Source organism: Chitinophaga agrisoli, from assembly GCF_008386695.1.
In the GTDB taxonomy this organism is placed as follows: Bacteria; Bacteroidota; Bacteroidia; order Chitinophagales; family Chitinophagaceae; genus Chitinophaga; species Chitinophaga agrisoli.
The window spans coordinates 500,889-520,305 of sequence record NZ_VUOC01000001.1; the positions used below are offsets into that span (position 1 = coordinate 500,889).

The window sequence follows — 19,417 nt, forward strand, 5'->3', positions numbered from 1 at the left end:
GTTAGTGCAAGATCTCTTCCTGTTTGAGTGAGCCGGTACCATTCACGTGCAAAGGAGTGGGATGGTATTGCTCGTTGTGCTGGGAAGCATCCAGGCCCAGTACTTCTTCTTCGTCAGATACGCGCAGCGGGTGGATGTAGTTGATCAGCTTAAAGATGCCGTAGGAAACGATAAAGCTGTAAGCTACTACTATCAACATACCCAGCAGCTGGTTCCGGAACAGTTCAAAGTTACCGTAGAACAGGCCGTCATTGCCGGCAGGGTTGATGGCTTTGGATGCGAAGATACCGGTGAGCAGCATCCCGCTCATACCACCTATACCATGGCAGGGGAATACATCCAGCGTATCGTCAATGCTGGTTTTGGATTTCCAGTGTACTGCCAGGTTAGATATGATAGCGGCAATGAAGCCGATGAATAAACTTTGCGGAACAGCTACATAACCAGCAGCAGGGGTGATGGCCACCAGGCCAACCACGGCGCCTATACAAAAGCCAAGTGCCGAAGGTTTGCGGCCACGGATCACATCAAAAAATACCCAGCAGATGCCAGCAGCGGCAGCAGCGGTATTCGTAGTAGCAAAGGCAGATACTGCCAGGCCATTGGCGGCTACCGCAGATCCTGCGTTGAAGCCAAACCAGCCAAACCACAGTAAACCGGTGCCCAGCAGTACGAAGGGAATATTTGCGGGCTGTAATTCTTTCTTTTCTATATGGTCTTTTCTGCGTTTGAGCACAAGGGCGCCGGCGAGGGCTGCACAACCGGCAGAAATATGTACCACAGTACCACCGGCAAAATCCAGTACGCCCATTTTATATAGGAAACCATTGGGATGCCAGGTCCAGTGGGCGATAGGCGCATATACCAGCAGGCTGAATAATACCATGAACAGTACATAAGAAGTAAAGCGGATCCTTTCTGCAGTAGCGCCTACCACCAGTGCCGGGGTAATAATAGCGAACTTCATCTGGAATAAGGCGAACAGCAGCAGGGGAATGGTAGCTGCGCCTGCCCAGGGTGCGCCGGACCCAACGCCTTTAAAGAAGAAAAAAGTACCGGGATTACCGATTACTCCGTTTATAGAGTCCCCGAATGCCAGGCTAAAGCCAACCACCACCCAAAGCACACTGATAAGCCCTGTAGCGATAAAACTTTGCATCATGGTGTTGATGATGTTCTTTTTGTTAACCATCCCACCATAAAAGAAGGATAACCCTGGCGTCATCAAAAACACCAGCGAGGTAGCCACTAATATCCATGCAATGTCTCCGACATTATATTTACTGGTATCGGAAAAATTAGCGACTGTAGGAAAGAACATACCAATAATTGCCAGAATGGCAAGAAAAATGAATGGCAGGTAGTCCTGGAATGCAGTTTTCTTCATAGCGTTTGCGTTTAATAATCTGCAATAAAAGTATTCTTTTAATCGAAAGATTCACCCAAACTTCGGAAAAATAGAAATGATTGAATTAAAAAGAGCATTATTGATCCAAAATCAACTACATTATAAAATATTATAATATTAATTTGGATTTAGCCGTTTAGGAAAGGTATATTTTAGCAGAAAATATTAGCTAACTACCTATTATCTAATAAATTAGGTAAAGGTAAGTGGTACATTTAACAATTTTCTAACCTGGCGAGGTGACGTATTACAGTTGTGTGGGGTATATGTTCATAAGTAACTATATATCAACAAGAAATACATATTCAGAAAATTATTGAATATCTATTGGAATAGTCTGGGTAAACAAATATTAAATTATTTATAATGCGATAACGGGAGTAAATGGTGTGGAGTAGAAAAAGTAAACATTGAATTATTTATAATATATGGAGTGTAAAAAAACAGGCAAGGATTAACCTGCCTGTTTCATTTCTTCGAGTTCGCGTTGGAGAGCAAACATTTGGTCCCTGAGACGGGCGGCCTCCATAAAATCGAGGTCTTTAGCTGCCTTTTCCATATCCCGCTTCACTTTCGTGATGGCTTTTTCCAGTTGCGGGATGGTTTTGGCGGTGGCTGCCTGTCCTTTTGCGAAGGACATCGCATCCTCTGCTACCAGGGATACCTCTTCATGGATCGCGTACGGCGATTGCTCGTCGTAGTTCTTGATCTCCAGTACGGACGTCTGTCCCATGATCTGCTCAATGGATTTACGCACGGTCCTGGGTGTGATGTTATGCTTAATATTATAAGCCACCTGTTTTTCGCGGCGGCGGTTGGTCTCATCGATGGTGCGCTGCATGCTGTCCGTGATCTTATCGGCATAAAAGATCACCAGGCCGTCTACGTTACGGGCGGCGCGGCCGGCGGTCTGGGTCAGGGAGCGCTCATCGCGGAGGAAGCCTTCTTTGTCAGCATCCAGGATGGCCACCAGGGATACTTCTGGAAGATCCAGGCCCTCACGCAGCAGGTTTACGCCTACCAGTACATCAATCTTACCCAGGCGGAGGTCCCGGAGGATCTCTACCCGCTCCAGGGTATCTACCTCAGAGTGGATGTATCTTGACTTAATATTAATGCGATGCAGGTATTTATCCATTTCTTCCGCCATACGTTTGGTGAGGGTGGTCACCAGTACACGGTCGCCTTTTTGTACCCGGCGGTCTATTTCGTCCAGCAGGTCATCCACCTGGTTAACGCTGGGCCTTATTTCAATGGGGGGATCCAGCAGCCCGGTGGGCCGTACTACCTGCTCCACAACGACGCCTTCTGTTTGCTTTAGTTCGTACTCGCCGGGGGTGGCGCTTACAAAAAGTACCTGGTTCAGCAGGTTCTCGAACTCGTAGAAGTTCAGCGGGCGGTTATCCATGGCGGAGGGCAGGCGGAAACCAAAGTCAACCAGGGTGAGCTTACGGGAGCGGTCGCCGCCGTACATGCCACTGATCTGCGGAATGGTCTGGTGGCTTTCGTCCACTACCAGCAGGAAATCCTTGGGAAAGTAGTCCAGCAGGCAGAAGGGACGGGTACCCGGCAAACGCCGGTCCAGGAAGCGGGAGTAGTTCTCGATGCCGCTGCAGTACCCCAGCTCGCGGATCATTTCCAGGTCGTAGTTTACCCGTTCAGATAAACGCTGGGCCTCCAGGTGCTTGCCCTGGGCGCGGAAGTAGTCCACCTGGGCCAGCAGCTCGTCCTGGATCTCGAAGATGATCTGCTGCATCATATCCTTGGGCGCCAGGTACAGGTTGGCCGGGAAAATGGCCGCATTGTCCATGGTCATGATACGTTTGCCGTTGGTGGTATCGATGCTTTCTATTTCTTCTATCTCGTCACCAAAGAAGGTGATACGGTATCCATAGTCCACGTAGGGCAGGTTGATGTCTACGGTATCGCCCTGTACCCGGAAGGAACCGCGGGTAAAATCGCCGGTAGTCCGGGTGTAGAGTGAGTTCACCAGCCCGTGTAACAGCGTATTACGGCCAATGGTCTGGCCGCGGTTAATACGCAGGATCCCGTTTTCCAGTTCAGTAGGGTTACCCATACCATATATACAGGATACGCTGGCTACTACGATAATGTCCCGGCGGCCGGATAAGAGATTGGAGGTAGCCCGGAGCCGCAGCTTATCCAGCTCGGCATTAATGGACAGGTCCTTTTCTATATAGGTATCGCTGACCGGCATGTACGCCTCTGGCTGATAGTAGTCATAATAGGATACGAAGTACTCCACGGCGTTCTCCGGGAAGAACTGCCGGAATTCCCCGTACAGCTGGGCCACCAGGGTCTTGTTATGGGTGAGTACCAGGGTGGGCTTCTGTACTTCCTGTATTACGTTGGCAACGGTAAAGGTCTTTCCTGAGCCCGTTACCCCCAGTAAGGTCTGAAAGGTTTCCCCGTTCTTCAAGCCTTCTGTTAACTGGCGGATGGCTCCCGGCTGATCACCGGCGGGAGGATAAGGTGCATGTATCTTAAATGGCATATTGATAATTCTCCTGTTCTAAAGACGCCTGCGGTTACTGCGTCTGTTTTTTTAAGTGTATATCAAATTTACGAAACTTGTAGCTTTCTACCTTGGGGTGGGTTGGTTGAACTACCCCGCTTGGCATTTGGCGGTTTATTTTACATATTTGAGCTTTCAAATTAGTTATGCGCTCAAAAAACCTTTACGGCCTGTTACTGGCCTTATTATTACCCTTACTTCCCCTGACAGGTTATTGCTGGGGACCTATTGGCCACCGGGTGGTGGCGGAAATTGCCTGGCAACACCTGAGCCCGGAGGCACGCAAGGCCATTACCGGCCTGCTGGGGCGTCAGCCGCTGGCCATGATCGCCAACTGGCCGGATTTTATTAAGTCGGATACCACGCACAAGTATGACCATACTAACCGCTGGCATTATGTAGACTTTCCGGGGAACATCAGCAAGGATAAATTTAATGACCTGCTTAAAGCGGAGAAAGGCGAGAACCTGTTCACGCAGACCCAGGCCATGATCACCCAGCTGAAATCTGCCACTGCCAGCAAAGAGGAGAAAGTGTTTGCCCTTAGCTTCCTGGTGCACCTGATCGGGGATATGCACCAGCCGCTGCATGTGGGCAGGGATGAAGACCAGGGCGGCAATAAAATAACCGTGTATTGGTTTAACCAGCCATCCAACCTGCACCGGATCTGGGATGAGCAGCTGATAGAATTTCAGCAGCTGAGTTATACGGAGTATGTACGGGCTATTGATATCGCGCCGGCCGCTACGGTACGTGATCTGCAGCGGGGCAGCATCCAGGACTGGATGTATGAATCGCATGTGTTGTCTGATAAGGTGTATGCGAAGACCAAAGAAGGGGATAAACTAAGCTATCGGTACAATTATGTGTTCCTGGACGATCTGAACCAACAGCTGCTGAAAGGTGGTTTAAGGTTGGCCGCGGTGCTGAATGGGGCGTTTAAGTGATGATGGTACGTGGCGCCGGAAGCTATACAACAGCTGGAATAAAGGGCTGAAGGGCCAAAGGATCAAAATATTAAGTGCTGATGAAAAAGGAGCGGGAACGCTGGCCTTTCTTCATCAGCACTTTTTTATTTAGCTGGTAACTACTATACCAGGTCTATATCAAAATTCACTAACTCTACGAATTCTTCCAGGCGGGCGCTGATGTCTTCCTGGGTGATCTCGCGCAGGCGGCCGGTACCAAATTTCTCCACGCAGAAGGACGCCATGGCGGAGCCAACGATGATGGCTGTTTTCATGTTCTCAAAAGAAATGTCCTTGGTCTTAGCCAGGTGACCTATGAAGCCGCCGGCAAAGGTATCACCAGCACCGGTGGGATCGAATACGTCTTCCAGCGGTAAGGCGGGGGCAAAGAACACGTGGTTCTCGTGGAACAGCAGGGCGCCATGCTCGCCTTTCTTGATGATCAGGTAGCGGGGACCCATGGACAGGATCTTATGGGCAGCCTTTACCAGGGAGTATTCACCGCTCAATTGACGGGCTTCGCCATCGTTCACCATCAGCACGTCTACCATTGTCAATACTTTCTTGAGGTCATCCAGGGCGGTTTCCATCCAGAAGTTCATTGTATCCAGCACGATAAGCTTGGGGCGTACCTTTAACTGGTTGATCACGCTGATCTGTACCTGCGGGGAGAGGTTGCCCAGCACCAGGAATTCGCTTCCCTGGTAGCTATCCGGGATCACCGGCTCAAAATCGCCCAGTACATTCAGTTCTGTCACCAGGGTATCCCGGGTGTTCATGTCCATGTGATACTTACCGGCCCAGTAAAAAGAGGGGCGGTCTTTTTTGATCTGTACGCCATCCAGGGCTACACCTTTGGCAGCCAGGGCATTCAGTTCGGCCTGGGGGAAATCACTGCCTACTACAGATACCTGATTGATGGGCTGTACAAAATTGGCAGCCGTCCAGGCAATAAAGGTAGCGGAACCGCCAATGATCTTTCCTGACTTTCCAAAGGGCGTTTCTATTTCATCGAACGCCATAGAACCTACGACAATGAGCGACATAGTTTGCTGGTTGTTTACTGGTTATTGGTAAAACAGGGGCAAAGGTAATAAAATAATGGGCTGCTGCGATAATATGCTGATGACGTGAGGGGTACACCAGGGAGCGGGGCTATTGCTATAAGCAAGGATAATCAGGTTGGCATGCTGAGTGGAGGAACAGACTGCATGCTGAATGGGGAACAGCGTGGCATGCTGCATGAAGGAAGTTACCTGATACGGAAGTTCCTTAATACCTGTAAGGATCGTCTTCCTAATACTTCCGGAGCTGTTCACAATAACTCCGGGTTGTTCACATAGCGTTACAATAGCTGGCGGCGCCACCGGATAAATTATGGCTATCTATATACCCACGTTAGATCATAACAAAACAGTCCTCATGAAATTATTGTTAAAGTTTTTTTACCGCCTGTGTAACCTTTTGATAAAGTGCCCGTTTAACATTCAATCAACGTTGAGGAACCTATAATTCAAAAACATCACAATTGATCAGGTGATAGAGAAACCTAATTACCAATTAAGACCTGAATAAAAACAGAAACCATGCTTATTTTTAAAAAACATACTCTCAAACTGGGAGTGATGACGGCTGCCCTATTGGGTATTGGCTTTGTAGCCTGCAACGATGATGACAACAATGTACCGCAATTCCGCAGTAAGGAATACAGCCTGAAAGGCGTACGTGGAGCGGATAGTAATATTGTAGTAGGTACTGTAAAACTCTCTGAAAACTATGACAGCACAGTGAACCTGGTTGTTACGCTTAACAAGTCTGTTAATAATACACAGCAGGTGATACGGCTTATCAAAGGCAGTATTACCGCCCCTGCTACTGATACTATTAAGGTTGACAGTGTGGCCGGTACAGGTAATGCCGTAACGAAAACATTGTTACAGAATGTCCGTGAGATCAAAGTGGGCAATGATACTATCTCCTTCCGTTATGACAGTGCTGTTAATTATACCGCTTTTATAAAAGTGAGCGTAAAGCAGGACAGTGTTACTGCTGTAGGAAATGTATTTAAAGCGGCGCAGTAATTATCTGGGCTGTATGCTGAAGAAAGTGGCCTGGCAAGAGTGATGAACAGCTGAAGAAGTAGCTTGGTAAGAGTAATTGCATAGCCGAAGAAAGTGGTTTTGTAAGGGTGCTAGAAGACCCACAGTTAATAGTAAAGAGTGACGAAAACACGAAAGCCCCGGATCCGGAGCTTTCGCTTTTCTGAGGGTGTGCCGGTTATAGGATATGGTTCCAGCTTCGTATAACAGGGGTTACTGTAATTGGGGCTGGATACGTAATACCTTGAACTCCGTTCTCCGGTTCAGCTGTCTGCCATCAGGGTTATCCTTGCCGTTAGGCAGGGTATTAGGCGCTATAGGTCTTGCCTCCCCATAGCCCTTAGCTACCATGCGCGAAGTGGGAATACCTTTGCTTGCCAGGTAATCCACACAGGACTGAGCCCTATCCTGCGACAGCTTAATATTATAGGAATCCGTGCCTTTGCTATCTGTATGCGATCCCATTTCTATAATAATGTTCGGATTATCCTGCATAATGGCCACTACCGTATCCAATACGATCAATGACTGTGGCCTTAAAACGGCTTTGTTGTAATCGTAATAAATATCCTTGAGGATGATGGGTTTGCCTACTTCAAAACGTTTGAGACAGATAGATGGGTTCATGAGGGAATCCAGGCTGGTGAGCTCGTCTGTATTGAAGTAGATCGCTTTAGAGAAATAGTTTTCCTTCTCTGCCATCACTTTATAGTTCTGTTGCATTTCTACATCAAAGCTGTAATGGCCGGTTTCGTTTACGGTTACCTGTTGCAGTACTTTTTGTTGTACGGTATCCAGCAGGGTAACGGTAGCGCCGGTCAGCGGCATATTGCCATCGCAATCGAGGATCTGGCCGCTGGCGCTTTTGGCGTTCTTCTTAATGCTGAAGAGTTCCAGACAGCATACGGATTCGCGGTCAGAGCTGATGTAGCCACCGCGGAGCGGATTTTCCTTGTCTACGGGGGTGTAGTAGATATCGTCTTTGGAGGAGTTGAGTGGCACCCCCATGTTCTTAGGCGGGGACCAGTTGCCGATGCTGCCTTCGCTGCTGAAGAAATCCAGCCCGCCAAGGCCAACGCGGCCATCTGAGCTAAAGATCAGCACTCCATGCTGGGCATCGTAGTAGGGCGCTTCTTCCTCATCCCTTGAGTTAATGCCGGTACCCATGTTCTTGGCGGCCCCTGGCATACCATTCTGCAGGGGGCTGTACCAGATATCATATTTACCCATACCTCCGGGGCGGTTAGAGGAAAAGAACAGGTATTTATTATCAGCAGTAACAAAAGGCTGCATAGAGCTAAAGCCGTCTACATTCACGTTTGTGCCTACTGTTTTAGGCTCTGACCAACCGCCGCCCTGGCGGATGCTCATATAGATGCCAGCGTGCTTCTGACCGTTCTCCGTATTCCAGCGGGTGAGATACATGGTGTTGCCATCCGGGCTAACGGCGGCAGCTCCCTGGTCCATACCCTTGATGGCGGGGATGCTCACCTTTTCGCTGTTATCGAAGGTGAAGCCCTGGCCTTTGGCCACGAACAGGTCATTTACGTAGGGATTCTCTTTCTTTTCTTTGTCTTTTTCATTCGCGCCTGGCGGGGTTTCCGGGCGGGAGGAGGTGAATAGCAGGGTATTGCCGCCCATCACAACCGGGGCGTAATTGGCGCCGCCACTGTTTACATTACCGCCTATTTTATTGATGCTATAGCGGGCGTTACGTTTGGCTTCTGACAGCGCAAACTCGCAACAGGCTATCTCCAATGCTACGCGGGTGGATATTTCATCTGCCTTGGTATAATCGCTCTGAAATTGTTTCAGCTGATCCAGCGCTTCCTGGTATTTACCATTAGCGCGTAAGCTAACGCCATACCAGAAACGGGCCAGGGGGAAAGTAGGATTGTTGAAGGCGGCCACCTGCCCATAGTAGACCTCTGCATTGCCAAAGTCGCGGTATTGGCGGTAGGATTCTGCCAGCCGGTATACCACTGTTTCATAGTCCTTGATCTTGCTGCTTTTTTCAGTAGTGGCGCTGCCACCACCGGTATTTACCGCGTAGGGCAGGATATCCTGGGGTTTTACCCGGAATGTGCCCAGCGCCTTGCTGTAATACTGTGCTGCGGAGTAATAGTCCTTTGCATTATAATACACATCAGCGGTGCGTCTGAAATCATATACATACTGCGCATGCGCAGTGTGAAAGCTCCCAGCAAGGGTGATCATCAGCCAACAGCGTATAAATTGTTTCATCTGAAGATTTTTGTTTTAATGATGGTATTACAGCCTGGGGCAGATAAAGTATTCTTCTGTCAGCACTCTTTTCTTGCGGCTGATAAAGGAAAGCGACAGCTCAAAGCTGTTGCTGCCGTTCACCAGGCGGCTCAGGTTAGATACATTGGCGTCATAGCTGAGGCCCAGTACAACGTTCTTGTAGTGGAACCCTGCAAAGGGTATCATGGAATCGTCAAAGCGGTAGGTAGCGCCTGCCAGCAGGTCAAACTCAGGATTTACGGTATACTGGCCGTATACGCCCAGCACTTTCTCTGAGGCGTTCCCCTGGCGCATGTATAAGCCATGGGGGGTAAGGCTCAGCTCTTCTGTTACCTGTATTTTGGTACCACCATGCGCCAGGTAGCGCACCGGGTATTTACGGTTGTCATTGGCTACAAAGGGATCTTCCGGCTGGGTAAGATGGCCGGCAGATACGCCTACAAATGGATTTAAGCGATGGTTGGGGTTACCGTCGAAGAACATTACTCCGGCAGCAGCATCAAAGGCGGTAGATGAAGTATTATTCAGGTTCTCGCCGTTAAAGATGCTGGGGTCGAAGCCGATGGTAGGGCTCCACTGGGCCCCTGTCTGGAACTTGGAAGGATCTACCTTACGGTTGATGATTCCTGCCTGTAAGCCAAATACGAGCCGGGAGGTACCGGTAGCGCCGAATTTTACGCCGCTATAGGATACGCTGGCCATGGCGTTGAGGTAATTGTATCCTGCATCCCCTGCGGACATGTTCAGCACATTCACCCCTACCCCGATGTTTTTTTCGGTAGCCGCATCGAATGACACGCCGGTGGTGGAGAATGCCTTGCCGTAGTTAGTCCACTGGTTGCGATAGTTACCGCTGATGCGGTAGTCGCCATCCAGTACGCCGGTGAGGGCAGGGTTTAACCATAGCGGATAAGCATAGTATTGGGAGAAATGCGGATCAACCTGTGCCCTTACCACGCGGGGCAGCAAAGCGCATAAGCAACACACCAGAACAATTATATTTTTCCTCATAGGAATGTTTTTTACCGGTTAAAGATTCCCGTCCCGGCATGAACCGGAACGGGACATTATTATGTTTAGCGGATGATCGTTACGTTGCCTTTCTTAGTTACCACAGCGCCATTCTGCAGGGTAGCCTTCACGATGTACACATATACGCCTGCCGGTTGCTGACGGCCGTTCATGGTACCATCCCAACCCTGCTGCTGATCTTTGGACTGGAATACCTGCTGGCCCCATCCGTTGTAGATATGCAGTTCCATGGAAGCGATGGTATTGCCATAAACTTTCAGCACATCATTGGCGCCATCGCCATTGGGGCTGAACAGGTTGGGCACGAAGACCTGGTCGCCGGCCGGGTTAGACGTCTTGCCGGTAACACCAGCAGAGAGCTCGCTTGTCTGACATACGTTGGTGTTTACAGCCCGTACCTGCAGGGTTACTGGCTGGTTAGGACTTAAACCGCCTACTGTATGTGTGGTACCGTTAGCACCGGAGCTGGGCGGCGCAAAGCTGGCGCCGTTGTTAGTGCTTACTTCGTAGCGGGTAGCGCCTGTGATGGGGCTCCAGCGGAAGGTAACGGAGGTAGCGGAAGAGTCGCTGATGGTCACTACCGGTGTAGCCAGCTGTTCGAGTACCGTTATAGTGGCCGCCTTGCGGGAGGTGCTGGCGCAGCCTCCGTCTGTAAATACTTCCACGTAGTAGGTGGTGGTATTATCCAGGGGCGGTGTAGTGTAACTGCTGCCTGTAGTGAGCAGCGTACCACCGGTGGCTGCATTATACCAGCGGAAGCTGGCGCCCGGCACGGATGGCGCGGAGGCCGTGAGCGTTACGGTGGTACCCGGGCATTCCGGATCCGGTATGTCTACGGCTATGTCATTAGCATCCGGCGCGCCTACGGTTACGCTTACAGCGGTACGTTGGTTGCTGGCGCAGCTGTTGCCGTTCACAGCCTCTACATAGTATTGCTGGTTAGCTGTTAATGGTCCGGTGTTAAGGGTAGCGCCTGTTGTCACGGCAGTACCACCCGCAGGCGTATCATACCAGCGGTAGGTGAGTGCCGCGTTGGGATTAAGTACCTGCAGGGTAGCTGTCTGGCCCGGGCATATGCTTACGGTGGCGCTGGCCACGGCCGGCACATCCGGTACCGGGTTGACGGTCACATTCACCGGCGTGCGGCTGATGCTGATACAACCACCGGAGCTGGCAGCATCTACATAGTAAGTGGCGTTAGATGTGCGTGCAGGCGTAGTATAGGATGCACCTGTGAACAGCGGTGTACCGCCTGCAGATGTGCTATACCAGCGATAGAGCATGCCGGTAACCGGGTTCCTGACTGTTAATACAGCGGACTGACCGGAGCAGATCACGGCTCCATTTGCCAGCGGCGCATCGATGGTGCTTACCACCGTGGCGGTAACACCGGTACGTGCTGTGCTTACACAGCCTGCGTTAAAGGCAGCTTCCACATAGAAGGTAGTGGTAGCGGTCAGGCCGGCGGTGGTATATGCAGTGCCTATAGCCAGCAGGGAACCACCATTCGGTTGGTTATACCAGCGGTAGGTCACTGCCGGATCAGGATTCTGGATATTAAAGGTGGCAGTACTGCCTATGCAGGTGATCACGTTGTTAGATACCACTGTGGGCGCTGCAGGCGTATTGCCGGCCTGTATGCTCACCTTGGTGCGGGTAGCACTGGCGCACTTATTATTAAGCACGGACTGCACGTAGTAATCACGGTTACCATTTACACTGGCTACAGTGAATACAGGGCCGGTGAATACCAGGCTGCCGCCTGTAGCTGCATCAAACCACTGATAGGTGTATCCCGGCAGCGGATTCTGTACTATAAGAGTAGCATCCTGGCCGTTGCAGACCTTCACGATGGAAGCAACTACCGTTGGCGGCGTAGTATTGTTGGATACTATCACCTGGAACACCTGGTTGATATTCTTAGCGCCACCTGGCAGGGTAGCTTCTACCTTGTAGGTAACATTTGCGTTCAATACCGGCGTTGTAAAGCTGGTACCGGTAAATACCAGGCTATTGTTAGCAGCGTTATACCAGCGATAAGTAACACCGTTTACGGGGTTCACTGCATTGAGCATGATATCGCTGCCGGCGCAGATGGTGATAACGGTCGTATCGCCTTCGTTACCGCCGTTGCCGTTATTCCTTACGGTCACTACCGCGCGGGTTGGGCTGGTACAAGGGCCAGCGCTGGCCTCTACATAATACTTGGCGCTATCGCCAGCCAGCGGCGGAGTGGTAAAGCTGGTACCTATTGCCAGCGGCGTACCGCCGGTAGGCGTATTGTACCAGGTGTAGGTAATGCCTGCCTGCGGGTTAGCCACTGTAAAGGTAACCGTGCCACCCAGGCTGGTGCTCTGATCGTTGATGGTAAATGTTGGTGGCTGCAGGTTACTGATCACCCTTACGACACCGCTACCGCGGCTGCTGCTGGCGCAACTGCCAACGGTCGCCTCTACATAATAGCGGGCGCTATCTGCGCCAGTGGGCGGCGTTACCGTAAAGGTAGCGCCTGTGTTGATGATGGTACCACCAGTGGCGGTATTGTACCAGTTGTAGGTTACACCCGGTAGCGGGTTAAGTACGGATAAGGTAGCCGGGCCACCGCAGCTAATCACAGCATTGCTGGCCAGTACCGGTACTACCGGCGGATCTACCACGGTGATGATAAAAATCCGCAGCGTATCACGCAGGCCGGCGCCTACTGTGCCTTCCAGGCGGTAAGCAGCGTTGCTGTTCAATACCGGTGTGGCGTAGGACGGAGCGGAAGCCACCAGACTATTATCAGCAAGATTGTACCAGTAGTGTGGCGCGAAGCCTACCTCATTAATATTTGCAGACAGCGTGGTGCTGGTACCTCTGCAGATAGTGATCCTGGTAGTATCTACGTTACCATTGCAGGTAGTACCTGTTACGGTAACCGGTATACGTACCGGGTTAGCACAACCGTTGCGGCTGGATTCTATATAGAAAATAGTGGGTGACTGTACGATGGGCGGGGTATTGAATATACCGCCGGTGAAGAGGGCTGTGCCGCCGGTGGCAGTTGCATACCATTTCACCGTAATGCCGGCAGTATCCCTGGCTACCAGCCGGGCAGAAGAGCCCAGGCAAACGGTCAGGGAATCTGTGTCTGCTGAAGGCTTGGCAGGCACTACATGTTGTTCTGCTGCAAATACCTCCAGCGTAGTCAGCGCGGTCAGTACACCGCCGATGCTTACGTATACCGCATTATAGTCTGCCGGCGCTGCGATGGTAGCAATGAATTTATTACCGCTGAGCAGCTCAAGATTCAGCAGGCCCAATCCTCCATTGAGGAATACAGGGTTGCCAGCCGGGCTGCCGTTGTTATAGGTCTGCACCCTTATTCCACCCAGAAGTTGGGCATCTGCCAGGCCGCCAGGCAGCGCCAGTACCAGGCGGATGCTATCCCCTGCTTTGCCGGGCTGCTGGAAGTTGAGCACCTGGCCTATATACCCGATGCCTATGTTAGACCTTACTTTAGATGAGGTAGTGGTATCGCCATCTACCGCATTATTGGCATCGGTTACCCCACACAGCAGGCAAATGCTGATAGGCGCCGTATACACCGGGCTTTGTGTGGTGTTAGCTGCGTAACAAGGCACGCCGCCATCGCCATCGCTGAGCCTTACTGTAGCCACTGCGCGGGCAGGGCTGGAGCAGGAGCCGGTGATCGCCTCCACATAGTATTTGGCGCTATCGCCGTTTAGCGGCGGCGTGGTAAATGAGGTACCGGTATCTACCGGCGTACCACCGGTAGGGGCGGTATACCATCTGTACATTACATTACCCTGCGGGTTGGCCACCATAAATGTAGCGGAGCTGCCCGTGGTGGTAACGATCTCCGGCGCCACGAGGGTAGGCACTGCCAGGCTGCTGGCCACCGTGATCTCATAAATACGGAGGGTATCCAGGATATTGCCCGGGAATGCGCCTGTAAGCCGGTAGCTGGCATTTGCATTCAGGGCAGGCGTAGTATAACTGTTGCCGGTAGCCACCAGGCTATCATTGGCGAGATTGTACCAACGGTAGGTTGCTCCTGCTTCCACGCTATCCACGGTAAGGGTGGTGCTGGCGCCGGCGCAAAGGGTAAGGGTAGTAGTATCCGCACCCGGACCTACGCCGCAACGGGTACCTACATATACGGTACCTGCGCCGCGGCTGCTGCTGGAGCAGCTGCCTACGGAGGCCGCTACATAGTACATAACAGTATCCACACCGGTTGATGGCGGAATAATGCTGAGCACCGCGCCGGAATCTACGAGGTTACCACCGGTAGGGGCATCGTACCATTTGTAGATGCTGCCTACCTGCGGGTTCAATACAGACAGGGTAGCTGTGTTACCCACGCAGACGGTTACGCTGGCAGCGGTTAGCTGCGGCGTAGCCGGAGCGGCTACTGCTTTTACGGTAACCGGCACCCGCTGCGGGTTAGCGCAACCGTTGCGGCCGGATTCAATGTAATAGGTAGTGCTGGCCTGGTCGAGGGCTGGCGTATTGAAGATGCCACCGGTGAATAATGCCGTTGTGGCATTGGTGGATGCATACCATTTCACGATGATGCCGGCCGTATCCCTTGCCACGATGCGGGCGCTGCTGCCCAGGCATACGATCAGGGAATCAGAATCGGCATCCGGTTTGGCGGGCAGGATGATCTGTTCTGCATTGTATACTTCCAGGGTGGAGAGGGCAGTTAATACACCACCCAGGCTTACCAGCACCGCATCATAAGTAGCCGTAACCGGTATGGTGGCCTGGAATTTATTACCGTTGATCAGCGCAAGGTTCGCCAGCCCACCACCATTCAAGAACACCGGATTTCCAACGGGGTTGCCGCTGTTGTAGGCCTGTACCCTTACGCCACCCAGCAGCTGCGCATCGGCCAGGCCGGTGGGCAGCCCCAATATAAAGCGCAGGCTATCGCCGGCAACACCAGGCTGCTGGAAGTGCAGCATTTGTCCGATGTAGCCGATGCCTATATTGGAACGGATCTTCGTAGACGTATTGAGATCTGCATCTATTGCGCTGCCAGGTTCAGTAACGCCGCAGAGCAGGCATATATTCAAGGGGCCTGCATATACGGGGCTTTCCTGTGCATTGGCATATGTACAGGGCAGCGGACCATTTGGCCCATTCACCAACATAGCCAGGGCAGAATCGCGCCTGCTGGCCTGTCCGGATGCATCTACCGCCTCAGCATACACGCGGCCGTTGGCGGTAATGCCCGGCGTAATGTACATAGTATCCGTAGCCAGGATGGTACCACCGGAATCCACATTATACCAGCGATAGCTAAGCGCCGGATCAGGATTGGCGATACGGAAAGTAGCTGACTGGCCCGGGCTTACAAATGCCGTATCCGGTATGATCACCGGCGGTAAAGGCCTGGTGGAGATGGTCACATATACAGGGGTGCGCCTGCTGGAGCAGGTGCTGGAATCCGCCTGTACATAATATACTGTATTGGTATCTAGCGCAGGCGTAATGAACTGCGCGCCGGTATCTACTGCTGTGCCACCACTATCAACACGGAACCAGCGGTAAGCATATGCCGCATTGGGGTCTACTACGTTGAAAGTAGCCGTCTGTCCGCGATCTATGGTGATGTGCGTAGGGTCTACTACTACAGCCGGGAGGCCCAGCTTAACAAATACAGGAGTGCGGGTATTGCTGCCGCAGCCATTTACACCGGTGGATACGGCTTCTACATAGAACACGGTATCTGTGGTGATATTACCAGGGCTGAAGCTGGCGCCGGTTTGCAATGCGGTACCGCCGGAATACTCTTTAAACCAGCGGAAAGTAGCGCCGGCAGGCGTAGTAGCTGTAAGGGTAACGCCACCACCCGGGCAGGCCCTTACCAGGCTATCCTGTACGCCAGCGTTAGGTGGAGTAACTTTTGCATAGAAGATATTAAAGGAAGAAATGGCGGCCAGTAATGCGTTATAACCTATATGCACACTGTCAAATGCCACGCCCGGAGCAAATACCAGCTCTGAATGTATACTATCATCCAGCAGACGGAGATCAAGCAAAGCGGCATTATTATACTCCTGCACCTGTGTGGCGCCATTATATAGCGTAAATGTAAGGCCGGCCAGCAGGCCAGCATCCAGCAAACCAGTGGTGGCACCCACGCCAATGCGCAGCGAATCTGCCGCGCCGCTCAACGCGGGGAAGCCAATGCCCTGGAACACACCGCCCAGTAAGCCTATGCCCACGCGCATTTCCGAAGCGGTGTTCACATCGCTATCCACTGCGTTAGGGCCATTAAGGACGGCACAACCCAAACAAGCCACACCGCTGGTGCCGGAGGACTGCGTAGTAGCAGCGCCGCAGGTAAGCGTATTCAATGGCCTTACAATTATGGGCACCGCGGTACGGATAAGGCTGTGAAGCCCATCACCCGGAGAAAAGGCTTCTACATAATAGGTTTTATTGCCGATGAGCGGCGGCGTGGTAAACTCATTACCGGTAAATACGGGAGCACCGCCGGTGGGTGTTTCATACCAGCTGAAGGTTGCATCCGGTATGCGCGGAATGCTGGCGCCAAAGCGGGCGGTCTGTCCGGCATCCACGGTATCTGAAGCAGGCGTGATCCTGGTTACCTGTACCGGCATCATGGCGGTAGCCTCGCATAAGTATAATCCATCTGCCAGGCCTACGACTGAGATCAGGTCCACCTGAGTACCGTCAAAAGTATGGCTGGCAGGGAAAGAGATACGGAAATGATTCAACCCGTCAGAGGTCCCTAATAGCTGAAGATTGATGAGTGAGTTGTCCAGGGTAACTGCATCGTTATTGGGCGCATTACCCAGGAATGTCTGTACCCGGATGCCGCTGAGCAATGATGTATTTGCCAGCAGGTTGGCGCTGGTAGCCATGAACAACACAACGCTGTCACCAGGCTGATATTCCGCCGGGAAGCGGATATACTGTCCCACAGAACTGGCTACGCCCAGGGGCATGCTCAGGAGGGAGCAGGTAGTTGTATCGCCATCTGCTGCTAATGCCGCATCATTTACGCTACAGAGCGCGCAGGCCACCCCGCCGAAACGTGGACCTTGCTGTTCTATCCCATAGGTCCAGAGCGGCCCGGTACCGCCAGCGACGGTCACCTGTACGGCGGTACGCTGGAAGCTGGTTTTCCCGGAGGGGTCCACCCCTTCCACATAATAAGTAGCGTTACGTGTAAGCGGGGGCGTAGTTAACACGCCATTCGCAAATGGCGCACCGCCGGTGGGCGAAGTATACCAGTTGAAGGTAGCGCCCGGAATACGTATATCGGGCGTCAGCGTAGCCTGTTTACCATAGTTAACGGTAGCCGGTGAAGGGTTTACCGTAACCGGTACCATGGCAACGGCCTCATACAGTTTAAGCGGTTCCGCCAGCGAGAGGGATACCGCGGGCGCCAGGTTTATCTGTACCGCATCGAAAGTATCTGTTACAGGAATGGTGACTTTGAATTTGCGGTTATTGCCTACGTTAAGGCCCAGCAGTTCCAATCTTACCACGGAGGCATCCAGTCTTACCTCATCATTATTTTCAATGGCGGGGCCAAGGATGGCGTTGTGATAGGTCTCTACCGTTATGCCGGGCAACAGCTGACCGGTGAGCAGGTTATCCGCCGTTTCCATGAACAGCACGATGCTATCACCAGGATAGTATTCGCCGGGGAATTTCACCAGCTGGCCCACGGAGCCCAGCACGCCTATCGGCAGGGAGAACCCGGATGCGGTAGTGGTATCTCCATCTACTGCCAGACCAGGATTATTGACACTACATAATGCGCATGCCAGTCCGCCGGTGCGCGGACTGATCTGATCATCGCCATAACTCCAGATGGGGCCAGGCGCGCCGGATACCCGGACAGTAACGGGCGTACGCACATAACTGCTGAGGTTATCCGGCGTGGTAGCCTCTATATAGTAGGTAGTAACATCGGATATGGGCGGAGTGGTAACATTAGCGCCGGTTAATACGGCAGTACCGCCGCTGGGTTGTGTATACCATTTAAAAGTGGCATTGGGCAGGCGGAGGGAAGCGCCCAGGGAAGCGGTCTGGCCGGATACGATAACGGTGGTATCCGGGTTGGCAATAACGGGTACAACGGCCGCTGCTTCATATACACGCAGCGAGCCAAGGGCAGCCAGTGCAGCAGAGATATTGATCTGTATTGCGTTGAAGTTATGCTGCATCTGCACCACGGCGCGGAACTTGGGCGTATTACCGGTACCCAGGCCCAGCAGCTGTGTGTTTACCAGGGCGCCGTTGAGGAAAGTTGCATCATTATTAGAAGTACCGTTATTGTAGCTTACTATATTAATACCGCCTAACAATTCTGCGGATAGTGCCTGGTTGGGCACTTCGAGGTCGATGGCTACATAATCGCCTGCAAGGTAATCGCCGGGGAAGTTAAGGCGTTGACCCATTGAACTGGCGAGTCCAAGGGTGAGTACGAGCCGGGAGGAAGTAGTGGTATCGCCATCTGCTGCCAGTGGCGCTGTTTCTATAAAACAGCCCACGCATAACAGCCCGTTTATCTGCGGGCTTTGCGTGGTAGCAAATGTCCATAGGGGGCCTGGCGCGCCGCCTATTCCCATAAGGGGTAATGTTTTTGTAAAGGGAGCATAGGGGTGCTCTTTCTGGTAATCCTGCTGCCATGGCTGAAGGCCGGTGGCAGTGGCTGTCTTTGCAACGGGGGCTGTAGCCATAACCGCTGCCTGCGGCAGCGCCAGCAACCCGACGAAATAAATGACAGCAGGGATAACAGCTCTTAAAGAACTTCGAAGAGTAGCTTTTAGATGCATAGCAAATAATTGGTTAATATAATGCGTTACGGTTTTTACATAGTCATACTATGAATCTAAACTCTGGCAAGGGCTATGGACTTTAGGGCGCTCGTAATACTGTGGGAAGTCTGACGAACAGGTATTAATTTTTCTACAATCTGTTAAAGGAATGTTAGATGTAACAGGTACGAATGTACTCCGCTGAGGAATAATTGGGAAATTCATTTCATTCAGCGGAATGAATACATTCAGCGTATTCAGGATATTCATTTCTGTTCATTTTGTTCATTATAATAAAG

At 51.9% G+C, this 19,417-nt stretch carries 8 protein-coding genes; 2 read left to right on the forward strand and 6 right to left on the reverse strand.

Features of this window, described 5'->3' with window-relative positions; genetic code table 11:
- Window position 1: 1 nt before the first annotated feature.
- The gene (locus tag F0L74_RS02055) at window positions 2-1,387 is read right to left on the reverse strand and encodes an ammonium transporter (RefSeq protein ID WP_149836177.1); all 1,386 of its coding nucleotides are present in this window, start codon (window positions 1,385-1,387) and stop codon (window positions 2-4) included.
- 475 nt (window positions 1,388-1,862) lie between these two features.
- The gene (gene uvrB, locus F0L74_RS02060) at window positions 1,863-3,923 is read right to left on the reverse strand and encodes an excinuclease ABC subunit UvrB (RefSeq protein ID WP_149836178.1); all 2,061 of its coding nucleotides are present in this window, start codon (window positions 3,921-3,923) and stop codon (window positions 1,863-1,865) included.
- Window positions 3,924-4,090: 167 nt separating this feature from the next.
- Here uvrB and F0L74_RS02065 point away from each other — a divergent pair, with 167 nt between their 5' ends.
- The gene (locus F0L74_RS02065) at window positions 4,091-4,891 is read left to right on the forward strand and encodes a S1/P1 nuclease (protein WP_149836179.1); all 801 of its coding nucleotides are present in this window, start codon (window positions 4,091-4,093) and stop codon (window positions 4,889-4,891) included.
- Window positions 4,892-5,034: 143 nt separating this feature from the next.
- Here the strand turns inward: F0L74_RS02065 and F0L74_RS02070 are convergent, their stop codons facing one another.
- Complete coding sequence (locus tag F0L74_RS02070) at window positions 5,035-5,958, reverse strand: PfkB family carbohydrate kinase (protein WP_149836180.1); 924 nt, start codon at window positions 5,956-5,958, stop codon at window positions 5,035-5,037.
- A 540-nt stretch (window positions 5,959-6,498) separates the two neighbouring features.
- Here F0L74_RS02070 and F0L74_RS02075 point away from each other — a divergent pair.
- Window positions 6,499-6,993 (forward strand): hypothetical protein, encoded by a 495-nt coding sequence (locus F0L74_RS02075; RefSeq protein ID WP_149836181.1) that lies wholly within the window; start codon window positions 6,499-6,501, stop codon window positions 6,991-6,993.
- A 231-nt stretch (window positions 6,994-7,224) separates the two neighbouring features.
- On the opposite strand, the gene F0L74_RS02080 is transcribed toward F0L74_RS02075, so the two are convergent.
- The 3 genes from F0L74_RS02080 to F0L74_RS02090 all read right to left on the reverse strand — a co-directional run bounded on the left by F0L74_RS02080 (window position 7,225) and on the right by F0L74_RS02090 (window position 19,136).
- Entirely contained in the window at window positions 7,225-9,255 is a 2,031-nt protein-coding gene (locus tag F0L74_RS02080; protein ID WP_149836182.1) for an OmpA family protein, read from the reverse strand.
- Between the two features lie 27 nt (window positions 9,256-9,282).
- The gene (locus tag F0L74_RS02085) at window positions 9,283-10,287 is read right to left on the reverse strand and encodes a PorP/SprF family type IX secretion system membrane protein (protein ID WP_149836183.1); all 1,005 of its coding nucleotides are present in this window, start codon (window positions 10,285-10,287) and stop codon (window positions 9,283-9,285) included.
- 65 nt (window positions 10,288-10,352) lie between these two features.
- Window positions 10,353-19,136 carry an Ig-like domain-containing protein gene (locus tag F0L74_RS02090; protein WP_149836184.1) on the reverse strand — a complete coding sequence of 2,928 codons (8,784 nt, stop codon included), beginning with the start codon at window positions 19,134-19,136 and terminating at the stop codon, window positions 10,353-10,355.
- Window positions 19,137-19,417 lie beyond the last annotated feature (281 nt).